This is a genomic window from Phenylobacterium sp., assembly GCF_030697305.1.
In the GTDB taxonomy this organism is placed as follows: domain Bacteria; phylum Pseudomonadota; class Alphaproteobacteria; order Caulobacterales; family Caulobacteraceae; genus Phenylobacterium.
The window spans coordinates 1-13,181 of sequence record NZ_JAUYQL010000065.1; the positions used below are offsets into that span (position 1 = coordinate 1).

Consider the following 13,181-nt stretch of genomic DNA (forward strand, 5'->3'; position numbering starts at 1 on the left):
CATCGCCTTCAACCGACCGGCGAAGGTCTGTAGGAAGCTGTCGAGGGAGGTGGTGCCCTTGGCGGTCTGCTGGGCCAGCGCCTGGACGGCGGCCAACACGTTCTTCACCCGTTGGTCGAGCTCGGCCATCAGGATCAGCCGCTGCTCCTCCTCGCGCTTCTCGCGGGTGACGTCCTGGCCGACGCCGACCAGGCTGGCCGGCGCGCCGTCCGGCCCGCGGGCGAGGTCGCCCACCAGCCGGATCCAGGCGATCTGGCCAGACGGATCAGGCGGAGTGCGGAAGTCGACCTCATAGCGGGCGCCCAGCAGGAGTTGAGCCTGGGTCGCGGCTTCGACACCCTCACGGTCCTCGAGGTGCGCGGCCTGCAGTAGCGCCGCGCCGCCCAGCGCCGGCCCCTCGCCGGGCGTGAGGCCGGTGATGTCGCCCATCCGCGGGCTGATGATCAGCCGGTCGCCGGCGATATCCCACTCGAACGCGCCCAGGCCAGCGGCCTGCAGCGCCTGCTCCAGGCGCTGTCGGTTCCAGCGAAAGGGATCGACGCTGCTATCCATGGCGCGAACATAGGCTGAGCGGCCTGCTCAGGCGACAGGAACCGTGCGATGGGCCGAGACGCAATCTTTAGCCTCAACCTTTGCCATGGGATGCGGAACCCGCTTAGATATCCTACGTTCTGGGTGCGCTCCCTCCTTTCTGGCGCGGGGCGTCCTTCTGCTTGGAGAACAGCCATGTCCGCGAGCCCCGTCGATTTCGCCGAGGACGCCAAAGCCGCCGCACGCAATGCGTCGGACACCGCCAGCGCGCTTGCCGCCGATGCACAACGCAGCATCGCCGAGGCCAGCAAACGCTTCGAACGCGTCGTCCAGGAAGGCGTCGAGCAACTGCGCGCCCAGTCCCGCGCCTATGCCGACACCGCAGGCCAGCAACTCGATGAAGCCCAGCGCTACGTCGTCGAGCGCGTGAAGGAACGCCCGCTCGCCGCCACCGGCGCGGCGCTCGGCATCGGCGTCTTGGTCGGTCTGCTGCTTGCGGCCGGCCGCAACCGTTGATCCTCAAAAGGGCGCTATCGACCATCGCGGCGGCGTCAGCGATCGCCGCCGCCGCGAGCGTCGCCGTGATTGCGGCGGCGTTCGCGTTGTATGCGCTGCTGGCGACCTACCTGGTTCCGGCCGGGGCCGCGGCGATCGTCGCCGCGCTCGCCGCGCTGCTGGCGCTGTTGGGCGCACTGATCCTGCTGCACAAGCCCGCGCCGACGCCGCTCAAGGAGAGCGACGGCCTCAGCGCCCGGGCGATCGATTTCGCTCGCGCCCGTCCGGTTATCGCCATCGGCGCAGCGCTTGCCCTTGGCCTGGTCGCCTTCCGTAATCCGAAGCTGGTGACCGCAGCGGTGACTGCGTTCCTCGCCGGCAAATCAGCCCCGAAATCCTGAATCTTTCTATACGTTCACCAAGGAACGCGGTTCGCGGACCAGCGTTGACTCTGCATAAAGCGTGACCGTGCATCGGTTCACGCACGCAGAGGAGAACCACGATGCTCGGTTGGGCGCTGACGTTTCTGGTGGTCGCCTTGATCGCCGGCCTGCTTGGCTTCACTTCGATCGCGGGGTCCGCGATGGGTGTGGCCCAGATACTGTTCTACGTCTTCATCGCGCTGTTCCTGATCTCGGCCGTCATGCACTTGGTGCGCGGTCGAGGCGTACGCTAGCCAGGCTCTGAAACCCGCCGGGCGCTCAGGCGTCCGGCGGCTCAGCCGCGCCGGTCCAGCGACCAGGTCCGCTGCGGTTCGAAGTGCGATCCCGTCCAACCCTGGGCGATGACCCGGATGGTCTGCTCCTCGATCTCGATGACATTGAAGCCAGGGGGCACGCCCCGCTCACGCACCGACAGGGTGCCCGCTCCCACCGCATAGGTCTTCTTGTCGCCGAAGGCGTAGGGCCAGGCGAAGGGCGCATGGATGTGGCCCGACAACACTAAGTCGACCTTGGCCTCGGTGAACGCTTCCGCCGCCTTGTCGCCGCCCCACACGCGCGCGGTCATCGGCCCTCCGATCATCTCGGTAAGCGGGTGGTGACAGGCGAGGATGCGCACGGCGTCGCCGTCCGTCGTCTGCAGCCACGCGGCGGCCTCCTCGACCTGGCCACGGGATATCTGCCCCTTCGACCAGTTCAAGCGGGGTTGCGCGCCGCGCGCGGTGTTGACGCCGAACACGGCGAGGCCCGGAGACAGATGTTGCTGGATGCGCGCGGGTCCGATCAGCCGCTCGTAACGGGCGAAGGGACGGAAGATCCGCTCCAGCCAATTCATGTAGGGCGCGTCGTGATTACCGGGCGTCACCAAGCGCGGCTCGGGCAGCGTCGCCAGCCAATGCGCCGCAGCCTCCAGCTCGGGCGCCTCAGCAAACTGCGTCAGGTCGCCGGTCACGACGATGAGGTTGAAGCCGCCGCCGCGCAGGATCTCGCCAGCGGCCGCAACGGCGGCCTTGTTCTCGCCGCCGAAGTGGATGTCGGAGAGATGGGCCAGGCGAAGCGTCACGCCCATGGCTTCCCGTGTGCCGGAGCGTCGGTCAAGCGGCCACCGCGTTCGTCGATCACTTGACGGCGTCGGCGGCTTTCTCGCGCACGGTCTCGCCTGCGCCTTTCAGGGCGCGTCCCGCGTCGCCCGCGGCGTCCCGCACGACCGGCTCGGCACGATCGGCGGCGTCCGACAGGTTCTGGTCGACCACCACGCCGCCGCGCGCGAAACTGCCTTCCTTGGCGGCCACGAACAGCACGCCGGCCCCCACCAGAGCCGCGATGATCGTCACCGTCATCATCACCGGATGGCGGCGGCGTTCGGCGCGTTCGTCCCGGCGCCCACGCTCGTAGGCTGCGCGAACGTCTTCAGCTTCCGGTCCGGCGCCAAAGGCCTCGCCGACCAGTTCATGGTCGGTACGTCGCGAAAGCATGGAGGCGTCTCCTCAACAGGGATGGTGCTTAAGCTCAACGGCGGGCGAAGGGGCCGGTTCCAGCCACGCTGTCGCCACGGTGGCGGCGGAACCTCTCAAGGCTCGGTCACGTTAGGCCGCGCAGGGACGCATGTTTCAAGGAGCGCCGACCTATGTCTAAGACCTGGATAGCCCTGGCCGGAGCCGCGGTGATGATGAGCGCGTGCACGTCCACCGGCAACGTCGAGCGCAACGCCGCAGGCGGCGCCGCGATCGGCGCCATCGCCGGCGCGGTGATCGGCAACAATGTGGGCGGCGGCGACGCTGGCACGGGCGCGGCGATTGGGGCGGCGATCGGCGGCACCGCGGGCGCCGTGAAGGGCTGTCGCGAAGACGGTGGCTGCGGCGCGACTGCGCCCAATCGCCGCCAATATTACGACGAGCGCGCGGGCCGTTATTATTATTACGACTCGGGCAGCGGCCGTTACTATTGGGAAGACGGCAGCCCGCGCTGAGGCTTGCGGACCTGTCGCGACGAACGGCGGCCGGCCAGTCCGGCCGCCTTTTGTCATGCAGGATTGATGTGATCGGGAGCCGGGACGGATGAGCCAATTGCATTGGACGGGCGCGGCGACCCTAGCGTTGGCGATCGGCCTCACGGGCTGTGCGACCAAGGAGGTGCGGCTGGTGAAACAGACACCGCGCTGCGTCGATCAGACCCTGGAGATCTACTTCGAACCGGATTCGGCGGAGGTGACGCCTGAAGGCAAGGCGATCGTCTCCCAGGCCGCGACGGTCGCCGCAGGATGCGCCGTCGACAAGGTCGAGGTGCTGGGCCTCGCCGACGCCGTCGGCGCGCCGGAGGCCAATCTCGACCTTTCCAAGCGAAGGGCCCAGTCGGTGACGGCGGCTCTGGCCGACGCCGGCCTCCCCGCCGCGGAATTCGCACTCGCCGCCGCAGGCCAGGACGGAGCCGTCACAGCCTCCGGTGACGCCCAACCGCTGCGCCGCCGGGTCAATGTCGTGCTGCGCCTGCGCGCCCTGCCCTAACGCCTCGTAACGTCGTGAGCGCGCGCAAGAAAATGGCGGGTCCAAGTGGGACCCGCCTTTTAGTGAGCATCATCGAGAAAAGGGGTGCGGAGACGGCAGACTGGCTGTCGCCAGTCTCAAGTCGGGGGGGGCGTCGCCGCCTCCGCACTCGATAAACACACGCGCCACGATGATGTTCCCGGCCTAGGCGAATTTTTTTCGGTTGCTCGCCTAGCGCAGGTTGCAGGGTGACGGAACGCTCCGACGCGACCGCACGTTACCCTTCCAAGGCGGAGCTGTGACCGTCGGCGACATGGAGGGCGTAGCGTGATTAACGACCTCAATTCCACGCATCCGGTGCTCACGTTGTTCCAGCTTCCGACTCGTCGCCAAAAGTTGGCGCGACGGCGGCGTTATGTGGTCGTCGGTGTCGTGGCCCTGGCCGTGGCCAGCGCCGCGGTTGGTCTCGCCTCCAAGCCACACGACGCGGTCACCGCCGCAAGCCCTAGTTACTTCCTGTCCGAGTGAGGAGATTTGTCCATGGCGACCGAGCCGACGTCCACTGCGCGCCCCGTCCTGGGCGCCACGCGTGCGAGGCAAGGCCGGTTCGGCCGGCATGTGTTTTGGGTGCTGCTGATCTCGACCGTGCTGGCGGCCCTGGCGCTGTTCGGAGCCTGGACCTGGCGTTCTGGCGACCTCGCCAGCACCGAGCCAAACAACGCGCGCCAGCCCGCCGACGCCAAGGCGTTCGACGCGCCGGCGCCGGCGCCGCCGACCCAGAACGGCGGACGATAAAGCCTTAGGGCATGAAGAAACGGCGGCCTCGTCGGCCGCCGTTTTTCGTTTGAGTGCTGGGTATCACGTCAGAGTACGGACTGACCGCGGATTGCTCGGACCACGAAGCTGGCGACCAGCAGCACGAGGAAGACCACAAAGAGCACCTTGGCGATCGTCGCCGCCATGCCCGCCAGGCCGCCGAAGCCCAGAAGTCCTGCGACCAACGCCAGAACGGCGAAAGTGATTGCCCAACCCAACATCTGACCGCCCTTTCGAATTGGCGACCGCCTGTCTCGCGGTCGCCGATTCGAACGCTGTCAGCTGCGACCTGTTCCGCTTTAGGCGGCGGCCTTGTTCGAGGTGCGCGGGTGGAAGAACAGCGCCTGGCCAATGGCCGCCTTCACCGTCTCCGGCTGGAACGGCTTGGTGATCAGGAAGGTGGGCTCCGGCCGCTCGCCGGTCAGCAGGCGTTCGGGGAAGGCGGTGATGAAGATCACCGGTACGTCGAAGCGCGCCAGGATATCCTTCACCGCATCGATGCCGCTGGAGCCGTCGGCTAACTGGATGTCGGCCAGCACTAGACCGGGCGTCTTGCGCGCAACCGCATCGACCGCCTCGGTACGGGTCGCGGCGATATCGACCACGGTGTGGCCCAGCTCCTTGACCAGCGCTTCGATGTCGGCGGCGATCACCGGTTCGTCCTCGATGATCAGCACCTCGGTGGCGAGCTCGGCGTCGATCTCCTTCTGAGCCTCGGAGATCAGTTGCTCGACTTCCGGGAAATCGGTGCCGAGGATCTGCGCGGCTTCGCTGGGCGTGAACCCTTCGAGCGCGGTCAGCAGGAACGCCTGGCGCGATCGCGGCGCGATGCGCATCAGGCGACGGGTGGTGTCGTCGGACGGGCCGCCGTCATCCAGCGGCGTGTCTTCGAGCTGCGCGCCCGACGTGCACCAGATGGCGTGGAACACGTGGTACAGCGCAACGCGCGGCGTAAGGTTCGCCTCCAGCACGCGTTCGCCCGCGGCCAGCGCCTCGAGCGCGACGCGGACGTAATGATCGCCGGTGGTCTGGTCACCGGTCAGCGCACGGGCGTAACGACGGACGTAGGGCAGGTGCGGCGCAAGGCGGGCGAGAAGATTCAAGGCGACCCCCGGAAGCTGAAGCTAGGCAGGCGAATGGCGGGCTGCCCGACGCAGCCCTACGATAGCGGCGAAACGTCGGGAGAGGGAACCGGTTCCGCCATTGGACCGTTTTGGCAGGCCTGCGGTTGCGCAGGGAACCGGGGGCGAGGTGTTGCGTTGACTGGCGAGGATGACAAAGCAGGGGGACGGCAAGCGCGCGAGCGCGATGCCGACGACATGATCGAACAAAGGTCCAGCGAGGAGCGCCGCAACCCGTCGGCTGCACTTGATGAAGCGCGCCTGCGTCAGCAAGCGATCGGCGTGCGCCTGCGTCAGATGTTCGACGAAGTCGTGAACGAGCAGGTCCCCGACGAATTCCTGGATATTCTCCGGCAAGCGGACAAGCGCGCAGCGGAGAAGGGCTGATGGCCGCCCCCGTGGAAGGCCGCCCTCCCCGCACCCCGCAGGAGGACGAAGCGTTCAAACGTGAGCTGGTCCAGCTCATTCCTCACCTTCGCGCCTTCGCCCGCACTCTGTGCGGCGATCCCGCCGCCGCCGATGATCTGGCGCAAGACGCCATGATGAAAGCGTGGGATGCCCGCGCCAGCTTCCAGATGGGCACCAACATGAAGGCCTGGACCTTCATGATTCTGCGCAACCAGTTCTACTCGGAGAAGCGTCGCTCCTGGCGTCAAAGCCAGCTCGATCAGGAGGCTGCCGAGCGGACCCTGGTGGCGGTGGACGATCCCGAAGCCCCGGTGGCGCTCGACGAGCTGCGTCTGGGCCTGTCGATGCTCCCGGCGGAACAGCGCGAGGCCCTGATCCTCGTCGGCGCCGGCGGCTTCGCCTACGAGGAAGCCGCTGAGATTTGCAACTGCGCCGTTGGCACGGTGAAGAGCCGGGTCAGCCGGGCGAGGCGTGCGCTGCACGCGATTCTCGAACAGGGCGCGTACGACCGCGACGGCGCCTCCGCGGGCGACGCCATGCGTTCTATCCTCGCCGACGCGGAGCGGCTAAGCACGGTCCGTTAGCGCAGCCGTGGGCCACTCCCAATGATCGGACAGCCCGGGGGATCTCCGCGTACGATCCGGGTTCGCCTGATGGCGGCCCTGGCCGCGGCGCTGCTGCCGGTGTTGCTGCTCGGCGCCCTCCAATCGGCGATCGCCTTCAAGCGGGAGGGCGATCTCCTGCGGGCCAATCTCGGCATGGCGGCAGAGCGCAGCGCCTCTACGGCGCGCGCGCGGCTCGAGGCGGCCGACCTGCTGCTGCAATCCCTCGCGCCCGGCTCCATCGGCTTTCAATGCGCCCAGCGCCTGGCCGAGGTGCAGCGGCGCATCCCCGGCTATGCAAACCTGATCCGCTTCGACGCCCGCGGGCGAACCGCCTGCGCCGCCGACGACGTGCCGCAGGACAGCCAGCGACCGGCACGCGCCTGGTTCCGCCGCCTGGCCGAGGGCGAATCCCGCGTCATCACCCGTGATTCCGGCGCACGCTATTCGGGCGCGCCGTCGCTGCTCGCCGCCGCCCGCGCGGCCGACGCGCAGGGGCGGTTCGACGGCGCCTTCGTCGCTGTGATCCCGTTGGCCAGCCTGCAACCCAGCGGCGGCGACCCGGGGCTGCCCAAATCACCAGAGGTGGCCCTGGTCGACAACGCCGGTCACTTCATCAGCCTGACCGACGCCAAGGCTTTCCCGGAATTGCCCAAGACCTGGCGCGACGGCTCGCGCACGCGCAACGCGCCGGTCTGGGCCGCGGTGGACCTTCGCGGCCAAAAGCGGATCTACTCCGTCGCCCCGCTGGTCGGCGACGATGTCTTCGTGGTGCTGTCGGCGCAGGCGCCCGGCCTGTTCTCCTGGGCGCGGCTGAACCCACTCACCGGCGTGGTGTTCCCGCTGCTCACCTTCCTCCTGGCGTTGGCCACGGTGTTCGTGGTCACCGAGCGCGTGGTGCTGCGCTGGATCGCCTACCTCCAGCGCATCGCCGCCCTGTACGCTCGCGGCCGCCTGAGCGTGCGCCCCGTGCAGTCCGAACACATGCCGCCGGAGATCCGCGAGCTGGCGGAGACGCTGGAGCAGATGGCCGACGCGATCGTCGGGCGCGATGCGTCCCTGCGCGACTCCCTCGCCCAGAAGGACGCGCTGATGCGCGAGATCCACCACCGGGTGAAGAACAACCTGCAAGTCATCTCCAGCCTGCTGAACATGCAGCAGCGCTCGCTGACCGACCCTGCGGCGCGCGCGGCGATGTCCGACACCCGCCAGCGGATCACCGCCCTCGCCCTGATCTATCGCGCGCTCTACCAGGGGCCCGACCTGAAGCGGGTCGATCTGCGGCCGTTCCTGGAAGAGCTCACCGCGCAGCTGATCGCCGGTGAGTTGTCACACGGCCCACAGGTGCGCACCGAGATGAACATCGAGGCCCTGGTGATCGACCCGGACCGGTTGGCGCCGCTGGCGCTGTTCGCGGTCGAAGCCATCACCAACGCCCAGAAGCATGCCTTCGCCGGCCGTGGCGGCGTGCTCACAGTAGATTTCCATGTGATCGGCGACGACGCCCAATTGGAGATCACCGACGACGGCCAGGCCTCCGAGGAGGCGCTGGCGGCGGCCGGCGTCGGCCGCACCTTGATGAGCGCCTTCGCCCGCCAGCTACGCGGCCGCGCCGACCTGACGCGAAACGCGACCGGCGGCGTCACCGCGCGGCTGATCTTTCCGACCCCAGCCAATGTCCAACCTGCGGTCGCAGAGGTCGAAGGCGGGAACCAAGCTGCAGCGTAAGCGTTCGGCGAAGCGCAAGAGTTTCAAAAACCGGGAGTGGAAAATGCGTAAAGTTGTTCTTATGGCGGTGCTCGCCGCCAGCATGGCTGTCGCGGCCTGCAACACGATGTCCGGCGCCGGCAGGGATGTGTCCGCCGCCGGCAAGGCGGTCACCTCGACGGCCGAAGACGCCAAACAGTAGTTCGATCCGAGCTGCTGAGAATAACGACCCCGTCGCTAACGCGGCGGGGTCTTTCTTTTTGGGGTCAGGCCGCCACGCGATAGGCGGGGTCAGGCCTGAACAGTCCATCGCACCCGACAACGGCGCGAAGCGCGGGCGTCGCTTCCGCCAGTCGTTCGCCGACGCCCAGATAGATGACGCCGTTGGGTTCGAGCAGCAGGGCGAGATTCTCGATCACCCGCTTGCGCATCGGCTCGACCAGCGAACTGAGCAGGTAGCGGCAGAAGATCACGTCGAAGCGGCCCAGGGTCGACAGGTCGCTCACCAGATTGGTTCGCCGCCAGCGGACCATCTGACGGATCCGCGGCGACAGACGCCACATCTCGTCGACCTTCTCGAAGTGTTGCACCAGGCGGCGCACATGCAGGCCGCGCTGGACTTCGAACTGCGTGTATAGGCCGCTCTGCGCCTTCTCCAGCGCGCGCTCATTGAGATCGGAGGCGAACAGATCGACGCGCACGCCGCCCAATTGCGCGCGCTGTTCCTCGACCGCCATGGCCAGAGAGTAGATCTCCTGGCCTGATCCGCAGGCCGCACTCCAGATGCGGATCGGCCGGCCCTCGCTGTTGGCGGCGAGTTGGGTCAGCAGTACGTCGCGGAAATGGTCGAACGGCGCCTGGTCGCGGAAGAACGAGGTCTCGCCCATGGTCATCGCCTCGACCACCGCCCAGATCATCCGCTCCTCGCGGCGGGTGCGCAGCGCGACCAGCATCTCCTCGATCGAACCGAAGCCGTCACGGCGCGCCACCGGCGCCAGCCGGCTTTCCAGCAGATAGATCTTGTCGGGGTCGACCTTCAGGCCGGCGCGCGCCTCGCACAGGTGGGCCACCAGTTCGGCGTCGTCGCGCTTCACGTCAGCCCCGCCTGAAAGAACTTCGAGGCGACGATCTCGCCGTCGAACGGCTTCATGATGAATTCGTCGGCGCCGCAGGCCAGGGCCTCGTTGATATGCGCCACGTCGTTCTCCACGGTGCAGAACACCACGCGCGGACGATCCCCGCCGACCTCTGCGCGCAGGTGTTTGAGGAAATCGATCCCCGACATCACCGGCATGTTCCAGTCCAGCAGCACGGCGTCAGGCATCGCAGCCCGGCACCAGGCCAGGGCTTCCGCCCCGTCCGAGGCTTCGGCGATCTCGAAACCGAGATCCTCAAGGATGCGTCGCGCCACTTTCCGGATCACCCGGCTGTCGTCCACGACGAGGCAGGTCTTCATCAAAACGCCTCCGGTCACGCTACTTTTGCGGCCCGGCAGGTTAAGGAGCGGTTTGGAAACCGCCGCCTCAGGCCGGCAGCGTCGCCGCGAAGGTGACCTTGTCGTCGCCGACGTCGGCGAACACCCGTCCACCGGCGTCGGTCAGGATTTGGTGAAGGTAGTAGGCCTGCACCCAATGGCCGTGCAGCCCCTCGCCCATCATCTCGCCGCGCAGGCCGGCGAGAACCTCCGGACGCAGGCGCGCACGGGGTCCGGTGGCCTCCACCGCGATCGCCACCACTTCGCCCTCCTGGGCCACGCGCACCAGTGTCGTCCCGCCGGTCGGCAGGGCGGCGCCGCCCAACTGCGCCAAGTTCAGCACAGCGCGCGCCGCGGGCTTGTTCAGTCCGGCCGGCTCCACCTTCCACTGCAGGTCGGCGCGCACGTGGGCGAACACGCCCTGGGCCAGGGTCTCCAACTCGCGGGAGTCGAACACCGCAGCGGAGGAAGAGGCGCCGAACGCCACCCGGCAGAAGGCCAGCAGTTGCGACAGTTTCCGCGCGCTGGAGCCGATCAGCTCCATGGCCTCCTGGCGCATGTCCTGGGCGCTGGGATCGTCGAGCAGATCGAGGCCGGAGACGATGGCGCTCGCCGGGCTGATCAGGTCATGGCAGAGGCGTGCCGCCAGATGGGCGGCCAGTTCGGCCGGGCGGAGAGCGGCGTCGTTGAGGGCGGCGGCGGGCGTCAGGTCGGTCATCGGGCCAGCCTGGGCTGATTTGGCCCTTTGGAAAACACCAGCCGCCCCGTTAGACAGATCGCGCATGAACGGCCTCGACCCCTTCATAGAGCCCGGCGCCCTGGTCCGCCTGGCGGGGATGGACGCCTGGGGCCTGGGCCAGGTCCAGTCGGTGGCTGGAACCAGGGTCACGGTGAATTTCGAACACGCCGGCAAGCAGGTGATCGACGCTCACCGCGTCGCCCTGGTCTTTGTCGGCGACGACCCGAGGGACACCTGATGAACGACATCGGTCGCGACCTGGCGCTGATCTGCGAGGAAGCGGCGCGTCTGGTGCTGCCGCTCTGGCGCTCCGGCCTGGCAGTGAGCCACAAGGCCGACGACAGCCCCGTCACGGAGGCCGACCGGAAGGGCGAGGCGCTGATCCTGGAGCGCCTGGCCGCGCTCTATCCCGGCGTGCCGGTGATCTCGGAGGAGGACGCGAGCGAGTTCGGTACGCCCGAGGCGATCGGGCCGCGGTTCTTCCTCGTCGACCCGGTCGACGGCACCAAGGCCTTCGTCCGTGGTGATCCCAACTTCACCGTCAACATCGCACTGATCGAGGATGCCCGGCCGGTCGCGGGCGCGGTCGTGGCGCCGGCCACCGCCGAGACCTGGTTCACCACGGTGCAGGGCGCTACGAAGCGCACGGCCGGCGAAGGCGAGCAGCCCGCCCGCGCGCGTGCCTGGCCAAAGGGGGGTGGTCTCGCTCTGGTCAGCCATACGATGAACGACGAGGCGGCCCGTGCGCTCGCCGAGCGCTACGGCTTCGCGGACCGCAAGGCGATGGATTCCTCGATCAAGTTCTGTCGCATCGCCGAGGGCTTCGCCGACATCTATCCCCGCCACGGCCCGACCATGGAATGGGACATCGCCGCCGGCCACGCGGTGCTTCAGGCGGCTGGCGGCTCGGTGCTGACGCCAGAGGGCGAGCCGTTCCTGTACGGCAAGGCCGCTGCAGGATTTCGCAACGGCGCATTCGTCGCCCGAGGCGTCTGATATTGCAACGCGGTCGCATCATGCTTGCGATTGCAATACGTTCTCATCTAATGAACTCCTGAACATCTGACTGCTCAGGGGCGGGCCATGACCGTATCGGTGACTGCGAAACTTCGCCGGCTGTGGTTCAACATCCACCTGTGGCTGGGCGTCGGACTGTTGGTGGCGGTGATTCCACTAGGAATTTCCGGTTCCGCCCTGGTCTGGCACGACGGGCTCGAGCGGGCCCTGCATCCCGATCGCTTCGCGGTCAGCGGACCGCAACTCGCCAAGCCGTTGTCGGCCTATGTCGAGACCGCGAACACCGCCTTCCACGGTGACGCCACGCTGACCCAGTTGCGCCTGCCGGCGGAACCCGGCGCCCCGGTCGTCGCCACTGGACGCATCAAGGGCGAGCCTGGCCCAGGCGGGCGGCCGCGCAGCCTCAACGTCTGGATCGATCCGCCGACGGCGGCGCCGCTGGGGGTGGCCGAGGGCGGCTCCGGCCTCGTCCCCTGGCTGCATCGCCTGCACGGCACGCTGCTGATCCCGCAGATTGGGCGCAAGGTGGTCGGCTGGCTGGGCTGGGCGATGTTCATCAGCTGCGCGACGGGCCTGTGGCTCTGGTGGCCGCGCAACGGCGCCGTCGCCAAAGGCCTGCGCTGGCGTCGTGGGCCGACCACGACCTTCAACCTGCACCATATGGTCGGGTTCTGGATCTGCATTCCGCTGGCGATCGCCTCGTTGACCGGGGTCTACATCTCGTTCCCGCAGATGAGCCGAGCGCTGTTCGGCGTCGCACCCCCCGAAGCCGCCAGGCCAGCCGGCGCGGCGCGCCCTGGAGGTCAAGGCGGTGGCCAGGGCGGTCAGGGCGGTCCCGGCGGCCGGTTCGCGCCGCCCGTGGAGCGCACGGCGCTCACCCTCGATCGCGCCGCGGCCCTGGCGCTGGACGGCAAGGTCGGCGCCCAGTTGGTCTCGATCAGCGTCCCGACCCGCGGCAAGGACCCCGCCTGGCGCGTGCAGATCAGGCCGCAGGGCGCAAAGACGCCGAGCACCGTCCAGGTGGTCGACGCCACCGGCGTCGTGAAGGCCGACCGCGGCGGCGGCGGACCCGATCCCCTGTCGCGCTGGATGCGGCGCATCCACGACGGCGCCGACATGGGGATCGTCTGGCAGATCGTCGTGTTCCTGGGCGGCCTGGCGCCGCCGCTTCTCGGGGTCACCGGCCTGATCATGTGGCTACGGAGCCGCAAGCGCCGCGTCGCGCTCAGGCCTGCGCCCCAGACCTGACCTTTCGCGGACACTGTCGGCGCCGATACTTTTTTGCGAATAATTCTCATTGCCAGGATGCATCCCTTTTAATAGTAACGACTCGCAATCGCACGGACGC

Annotated in this window: 22 protein-coding genes; 14 read left to right on the forward strand and 8 right to left on the reverse strand. The window is 68.1% G+C overall.

Annotation, left to right across the window (positions count from 1 at the left end; all coding sequences use genetic code 11):
* The coding region (locus Q8R27_RS07465; RefSeq protein ID WP_305698419.1) for an HWE histidine kinase domain-containing protein at window positions 1-552 on the reverse strand (552 nt) is incomplete at its 3' end.
* A gap of 174 nt (window positions 553-726) precedes the next feature.
* Here Q8R27_RS07465 and Q8R27_RS07470 point away from each other — a divergent pair.
* The 3 genes from Q8R27_RS07470 (at window position 727) to Q8R27_RS07480 (ending at window position 1,702) form a co-directional block, all read left to right on the forward strand.
* A complete protein-coding gene (locus Q8R27_RS07470; RefSeq protein ID WP_305596727.1) occupies window positions 727-1,047 on the forward strand; it encodes a hypothetical protein in 321 nt (106 codons plus the stop codon).
* Window positions 1,044-1,427, forward strand: a complete 384-nt coding sequence (locus tag Q8R27_RS07475; RefSeq protein ID WP_305698420.1) for a hypothetical protein — start codon at window positions 1,044-1,046, stop codon at window positions 1,425-1,427. The genes Q8R27_RS07470 and Q8R27_RS07475 overlap by 4 nt, the downstream gene beginning before the upstream one ends.
* A 101-nt stretch (window positions 1,428-1,528) precedes the next feature.
* The gene (locus Q8R27_RS07480; RefSeq protein WP_305698421.1) at window positions 1,529-1,702 is read left to right on the forward strand and encodes a DUF1328 domain-containing protein; all 174 of its coding nucleotides are present in this window, start codon (window positions 1,529-1,531) and stop codon (window positions 1,700-1,702) included.
* A 41-nt stretch (window positions 1,703-1,743) separates the two neighbouring features.
* On the opposite strand, the gene Q8R27_RS07485 is transcribed toward Q8R27_RS07480, so the two are convergent.
* Both Q8R27_RS07485 and Q8R27_RS07490 read right to left on the reverse strand, forming a co-directional pair.
* A complete protein-coding gene (locus Q8R27_RS07485) occupies window positions 1,744-2,535 on the reverse strand; it encodes a metallophosphoesterase (RefSeq protein WP_305698422.1) in 792 nt (263 codons plus the stop codon).
* 49 nt (window positions 2,536-2,584) lie between these two features.
* A complete protein-coding gene (locus tag Q8R27_RS07490; RefSeq protein WP_305698423.1) occupies window positions 2,585-2,941 on the reverse strand; it encodes a hypothetical protein in 357 nt (118 codons plus the stop codon).
* A 152-nt stretch (window positions 2,942-3,093) separates the two neighbouring features.
* On the opposite strand from Q8R27_RS07490, the gene Q8R27_RS07495 reads away from it, so the two are divergent.
* From Q8R27_RS07495 to Q8R27_RS07510, 4 genes are all read left to right on the forward strand, one after another.
* A complete protein-coding gene (locus Q8R27_RS07495) occupies window positions 3,094-3,435 on the forward strand; it encodes a YMGG-like glycine zipper-containing protein (protein WP_305698424.1) in 342 nt (113 codons plus the stop codon).
* Between the two features lie 88 nt (window positions 3,436-3,523).
* On the forward strand, window positions 3,524-3,970 hold the full coding sequence (locus Q8R27_RS07500) for an OmpA family protein (RefSeq protein WP_305698425.1): 447 nt from the start codon (window positions 3,524-3,526) through the stop codon (window positions 3,968-3,970).
* Window positions 3,971-4,276: 306 nt separating this feature from the next.
* Window positions 4,277-4,477: a hypothetical protein gene (locus tag Q8R27_RS07505; RefSeq protein WP_305698426.1), complete on the forward strand. Its 201-nt coding sequence runs from the start codon at window positions 4,277-4,279 to the stop codon at window positions 4,475-4,477.
* 12 nt (window positions 4,478-4,489) lie between these two features.
* Window positions 4,490-4,744, forward strand: coding sequence for a hypothetical protein (locus tag Q8R27_RS07510; protein WP_305698427.1), 255 nt, complete (start codon window positions 4,490-4,492; stop codon window positions 4,742-4,744).
* Between the two features lie 68 nt (window positions 4,745-4,812).
* Here the strand turns inward: Q8R27_RS07510 and Q8R27_RS07515 are convergent, their stop codons facing one another.
* Together Q8R27_RS07515 and Q8R27_RS07520 are read right to left on the reverse strand one after the other, a co-directional pair.
* The gene (locus tag Q8R27_RS07515) at window positions 4,813-4,986 is read right to left on the reverse strand and encodes a DUF1328 family protein (protein WP_305698428.1); all 174 of its coding nucleotides are present in this window, start codon (window positions 4,984-4,986) and stop codon (window positions 4,813-4,815) included.
* Window positions 4,987-5,064: 78 nt separating this feature from the next.
* Window positions 5,065-5,868, reverse strand: coding sequence for a response regulator (locus Q8R27_RS07520; RefSeq protein WP_305597613.1), 804 nt, complete (start codon window positions 5,866-5,868; stop codon window positions 5,065-5,067).
* Window positions 5,869-6,024: 156 nt separating this feature from the next.
* Here Q8R27_RS07520 and Q8R27_RS07525 point away from each other — a divergent pair, with 156 nt between their 5' ends.
* From Q8R27_RS07525 to Q8R27_RS07540, 4 genes are all read left to right on the forward strand, one after another.
* Window positions 6,025-6,273, forward strand: a complete 249-nt coding sequence (locus tag Q8R27_RS07525) for a NepR family anti-sigma factor (RefSeq protein ID WP_305597612.1) — start codon at window positions 6,025-6,027, stop codon at window positions 6,271-6,273.
* The gene (locus tag Q8R27_RS07530; protein ID WP_305698429.1) at window positions 6,273-6,878 is read left to right on the forward strand and encodes a sigma-70 family RNA polymerase sigma factor; all 606 of its coding nucleotides are present in this window, start codon (window positions 6,273-6,275) and stop codon (window positions 6,876-6,878) included. The genes Q8R27_RS07525 and Q8R27_RS07530 overlap by 1 nt, the downstream gene beginning before the upstream one ends.
* 69 nt (window positions 6,879-6,947) lie before the next feature.
* Window positions 6,948-8,624, forward strand: coding sequence for a sensor histidine kinase (locus Q8R27_RS07535; protein ID WP_305698430.1), 1,677 nt, complete (start codon window positions 6,948-6,950; stop codon window positions 8,622-8,624).
* A 43-nt stretch (window positions 8,625-8,667) separates the two neighbouring features.
* Entirely contained in the window at window positions 8,668-8,805 is a 138-nt protein-coding gene (locus Q8R27_RS07540) for an entericidin A/B family lipoprotein (RefSeq protein WP_305597609.1), read from the forward strand.
* Window positions 8,806-8,869: 64 nt separating this feature from the next.
* On the opposite strand, the gene Q8R27_RS07545 is transcribed toward Q8R27_RS07540, so the two are convergent.
* The 3 genes from Q8R27_RS07545 to chpT all read right to left on the reverse strand — a co-directional run bounded on the left by Q8R27_RS07545 (window position 8,870) and on the right by chpT (window position 10,795).
* Window positions 8,870-9,697, reverse strand: coding sequence for a protein-glutamate O-methyltransferase CheR (locus Q8R27_RS07545; protein WP_305698431.1), 828 nt, complete (start codon window positions 9,695-9,697; stop codon window positions 8,870-8,872).
* Window positions 9,694-10,059: a response regulator gene (locus tag Q8R27_RS07550; protein ID WP_305597607.1), complete on the reverse strand. Its 366-nt coding sequence runs from the start codon at window positions 10,057-10,059 to the stop codon at window positions 9,694-9,696. Before Q8R27_RS07550 ends, Q8R27_RS07545 begins: the two co-directional genes overlap by 4 nt.
* Before the next feature lie 67 nt (window positions 10,060-10,126).
* Window positions 10,127-10,795 (reverse strand): histidine phosphotransferase ChpT, encoded by a 669-nt coding sequence (gene chpT, locus Q8R27_RS07555; protein ID WP_305698432.1) that lies wholly within the window; start codon window positions 10,793-10,795, stop codon window positions 10,127-10,129.
* A 64-nt stretch (window positions 10,796-10,859) separates the two neighbouring features.
* Between chpT and Q8R27_RS07560 the strand changes: the two genes are divergently transcribed.
* The 3 genes from Q8R27_RS07560 to Q8R27_RS07570 all read left to right on the forward strand — a co-directional run bounded on the left by Q8R27_RS07560 (window position 10,860) and on the right by Q8R27_RS07570 (window position 13,081).
* Window positions 10,860-11,054 (forward strand): DUF3553 domain-containing protein, encoded by a 195-nt coding sequence (locus Q8R27_RS07560; RefSeq protein ID WP_305698433.1) that lies wholly within the window; start codon window positions 10,860-10,862, stop codon window positions 11,052-11,054.
* Window positions 11,054-11,812, forward strand: coding sequence for a 3'(2'),5'-bisphosphate nucleotidase CysQ (gene cysQ, locus Q8R27_RS07565; protein WP_305698434.1), 759 nt, complete (start codon window positions 11,054-11,056; stop codon window positions 11,810-11,812). Before Q8R27_RS07560 ends, cysQ begins: the two co-directional genes overlap by 1 nt.
* Window positions 11,813-11,899: 87 nt before the next feature.
* Window positions 11,900-13,081 (forward strand): PepSY domain-containing protein, encoded by a 1,182-nt coding sequence (locus Q8R27_RS07570; protein WP_305698435.1) that lies wholly within the window; start codon window positions 11,900-11,902, stop codon window positions 13,079-13,081.
* Window positions 13,082-13,181: the final 100 nt, after the last annotated feature.

Coding starts and splice junctions, on each gene's coding strand:
- Q8R27_RS07470 (WP_305596727.1), top strand. CDS start 727: ATGTCCGCGAGCCCCGTCGATTTCGCCGAGGACGCCAAAGCCGCCGCA.
- Q8R27_RS07480 (WP_305698421.1), top strand. CDS start 1,529: ATGCTCGGTTGGGCGCTGACGTTTCTGGTGGTCGCCTTGATCGCCGGC.
- Q8R27_RS07485 (WP_305698422.1), bottom strand. CDS start 2,535: ATGGGCGTGACGCTTCGCCTGGCCCATCTCTCCGACATCCACTTCGGC.
- Q8R27_RS07490 (WP_305698423.1), bottom strand. CDS start 2,941: ATGCTTTCGCGACGTACCGACCATGAACTGGTCGGCGAGGCCTTTGGC.
- Q8R27_RS07495 (WP_305698424.1), top strand. CDS start 3,094: ATGTCTAAGACCTGGATAGCCCTGGCCGGAGCCGCGGTGATGATGAGC.
- Q8R27_RS07500 (WP_305698425.1), top strand. CDS start 3,524: ATGAGCCAATTGCATTGGACGGGCGCGGCGACCCTAGCGTTGGCGATC.
- Q8R27_RS07510 (WP_305698427.1), top strand. CDS start 4,490: ATGGCGACCGAGCCGACGTCCACTGCGCGCCCCGTCCTGGGCGCCACG.
- Q8R27_RS07515 (WP_305698428.1), bottom strand. CDS start 4,986: ATGTTGGGTTGGGCAATCACTTTCGCCGTTCTGGCGTTGGTCGCAGGA.
- Q8R27_RS07530 (WP_305698429.1), top strand. CDS start 6,273: ATGGCCGCCCCCGTGGAAGGCCGCCCTCCCCGCACCCCGCAGGAGGAC.
- Q8R27_RS07535 (WP_305698430.1), top strand. CDS start 6,948: ATGGCGGCCCTGGCCGCGGCGCTGCTGCCGGTGTTGCTGCTCGGCGCC.
- Q8R27_RS07540 (WP_305597609.1), top strand. CDS start 8,668: ATGCGTAAAGTTGTTCTTATGGCGGTGCTCGCCGCCAGCATGGCTGTC.
- Q8R27_RS07550 (WP_305597607.1), bottom strand. CDS start 10,059: ATGAAGACCTGCCTCGTCGTGGACGACAGCCGGGTGATCCGGAAAGTG.
- chpT (WP_305698432.1), bottom strand. CDS start 10,795: ATGACCGACCTGACGCCCGCCGCCGCCCTCAACGACGCCGCTCTCCGC.
- Q8R27_RS07560 (WP_305698433.1), top strand. CDS start 10,860: ATGAACGGCCTCGACCCCTTCATAGAGCCCGGCGCCCTGGTCCGCCTG.
- cysQ (WP_305698434.1), top strand. CDS start 11,054: ATGAACGACATCGGTCGCGACCTGGCGCTGATCTGCGAGGAAGCGGCG.
- Q8R27_RS07570 (WP_305698435.1), top strand. CDS start 11,900: ATGACCGTATCGGTGACTGCGAAACTTCGCCGGCTGTGGTTCAACATC.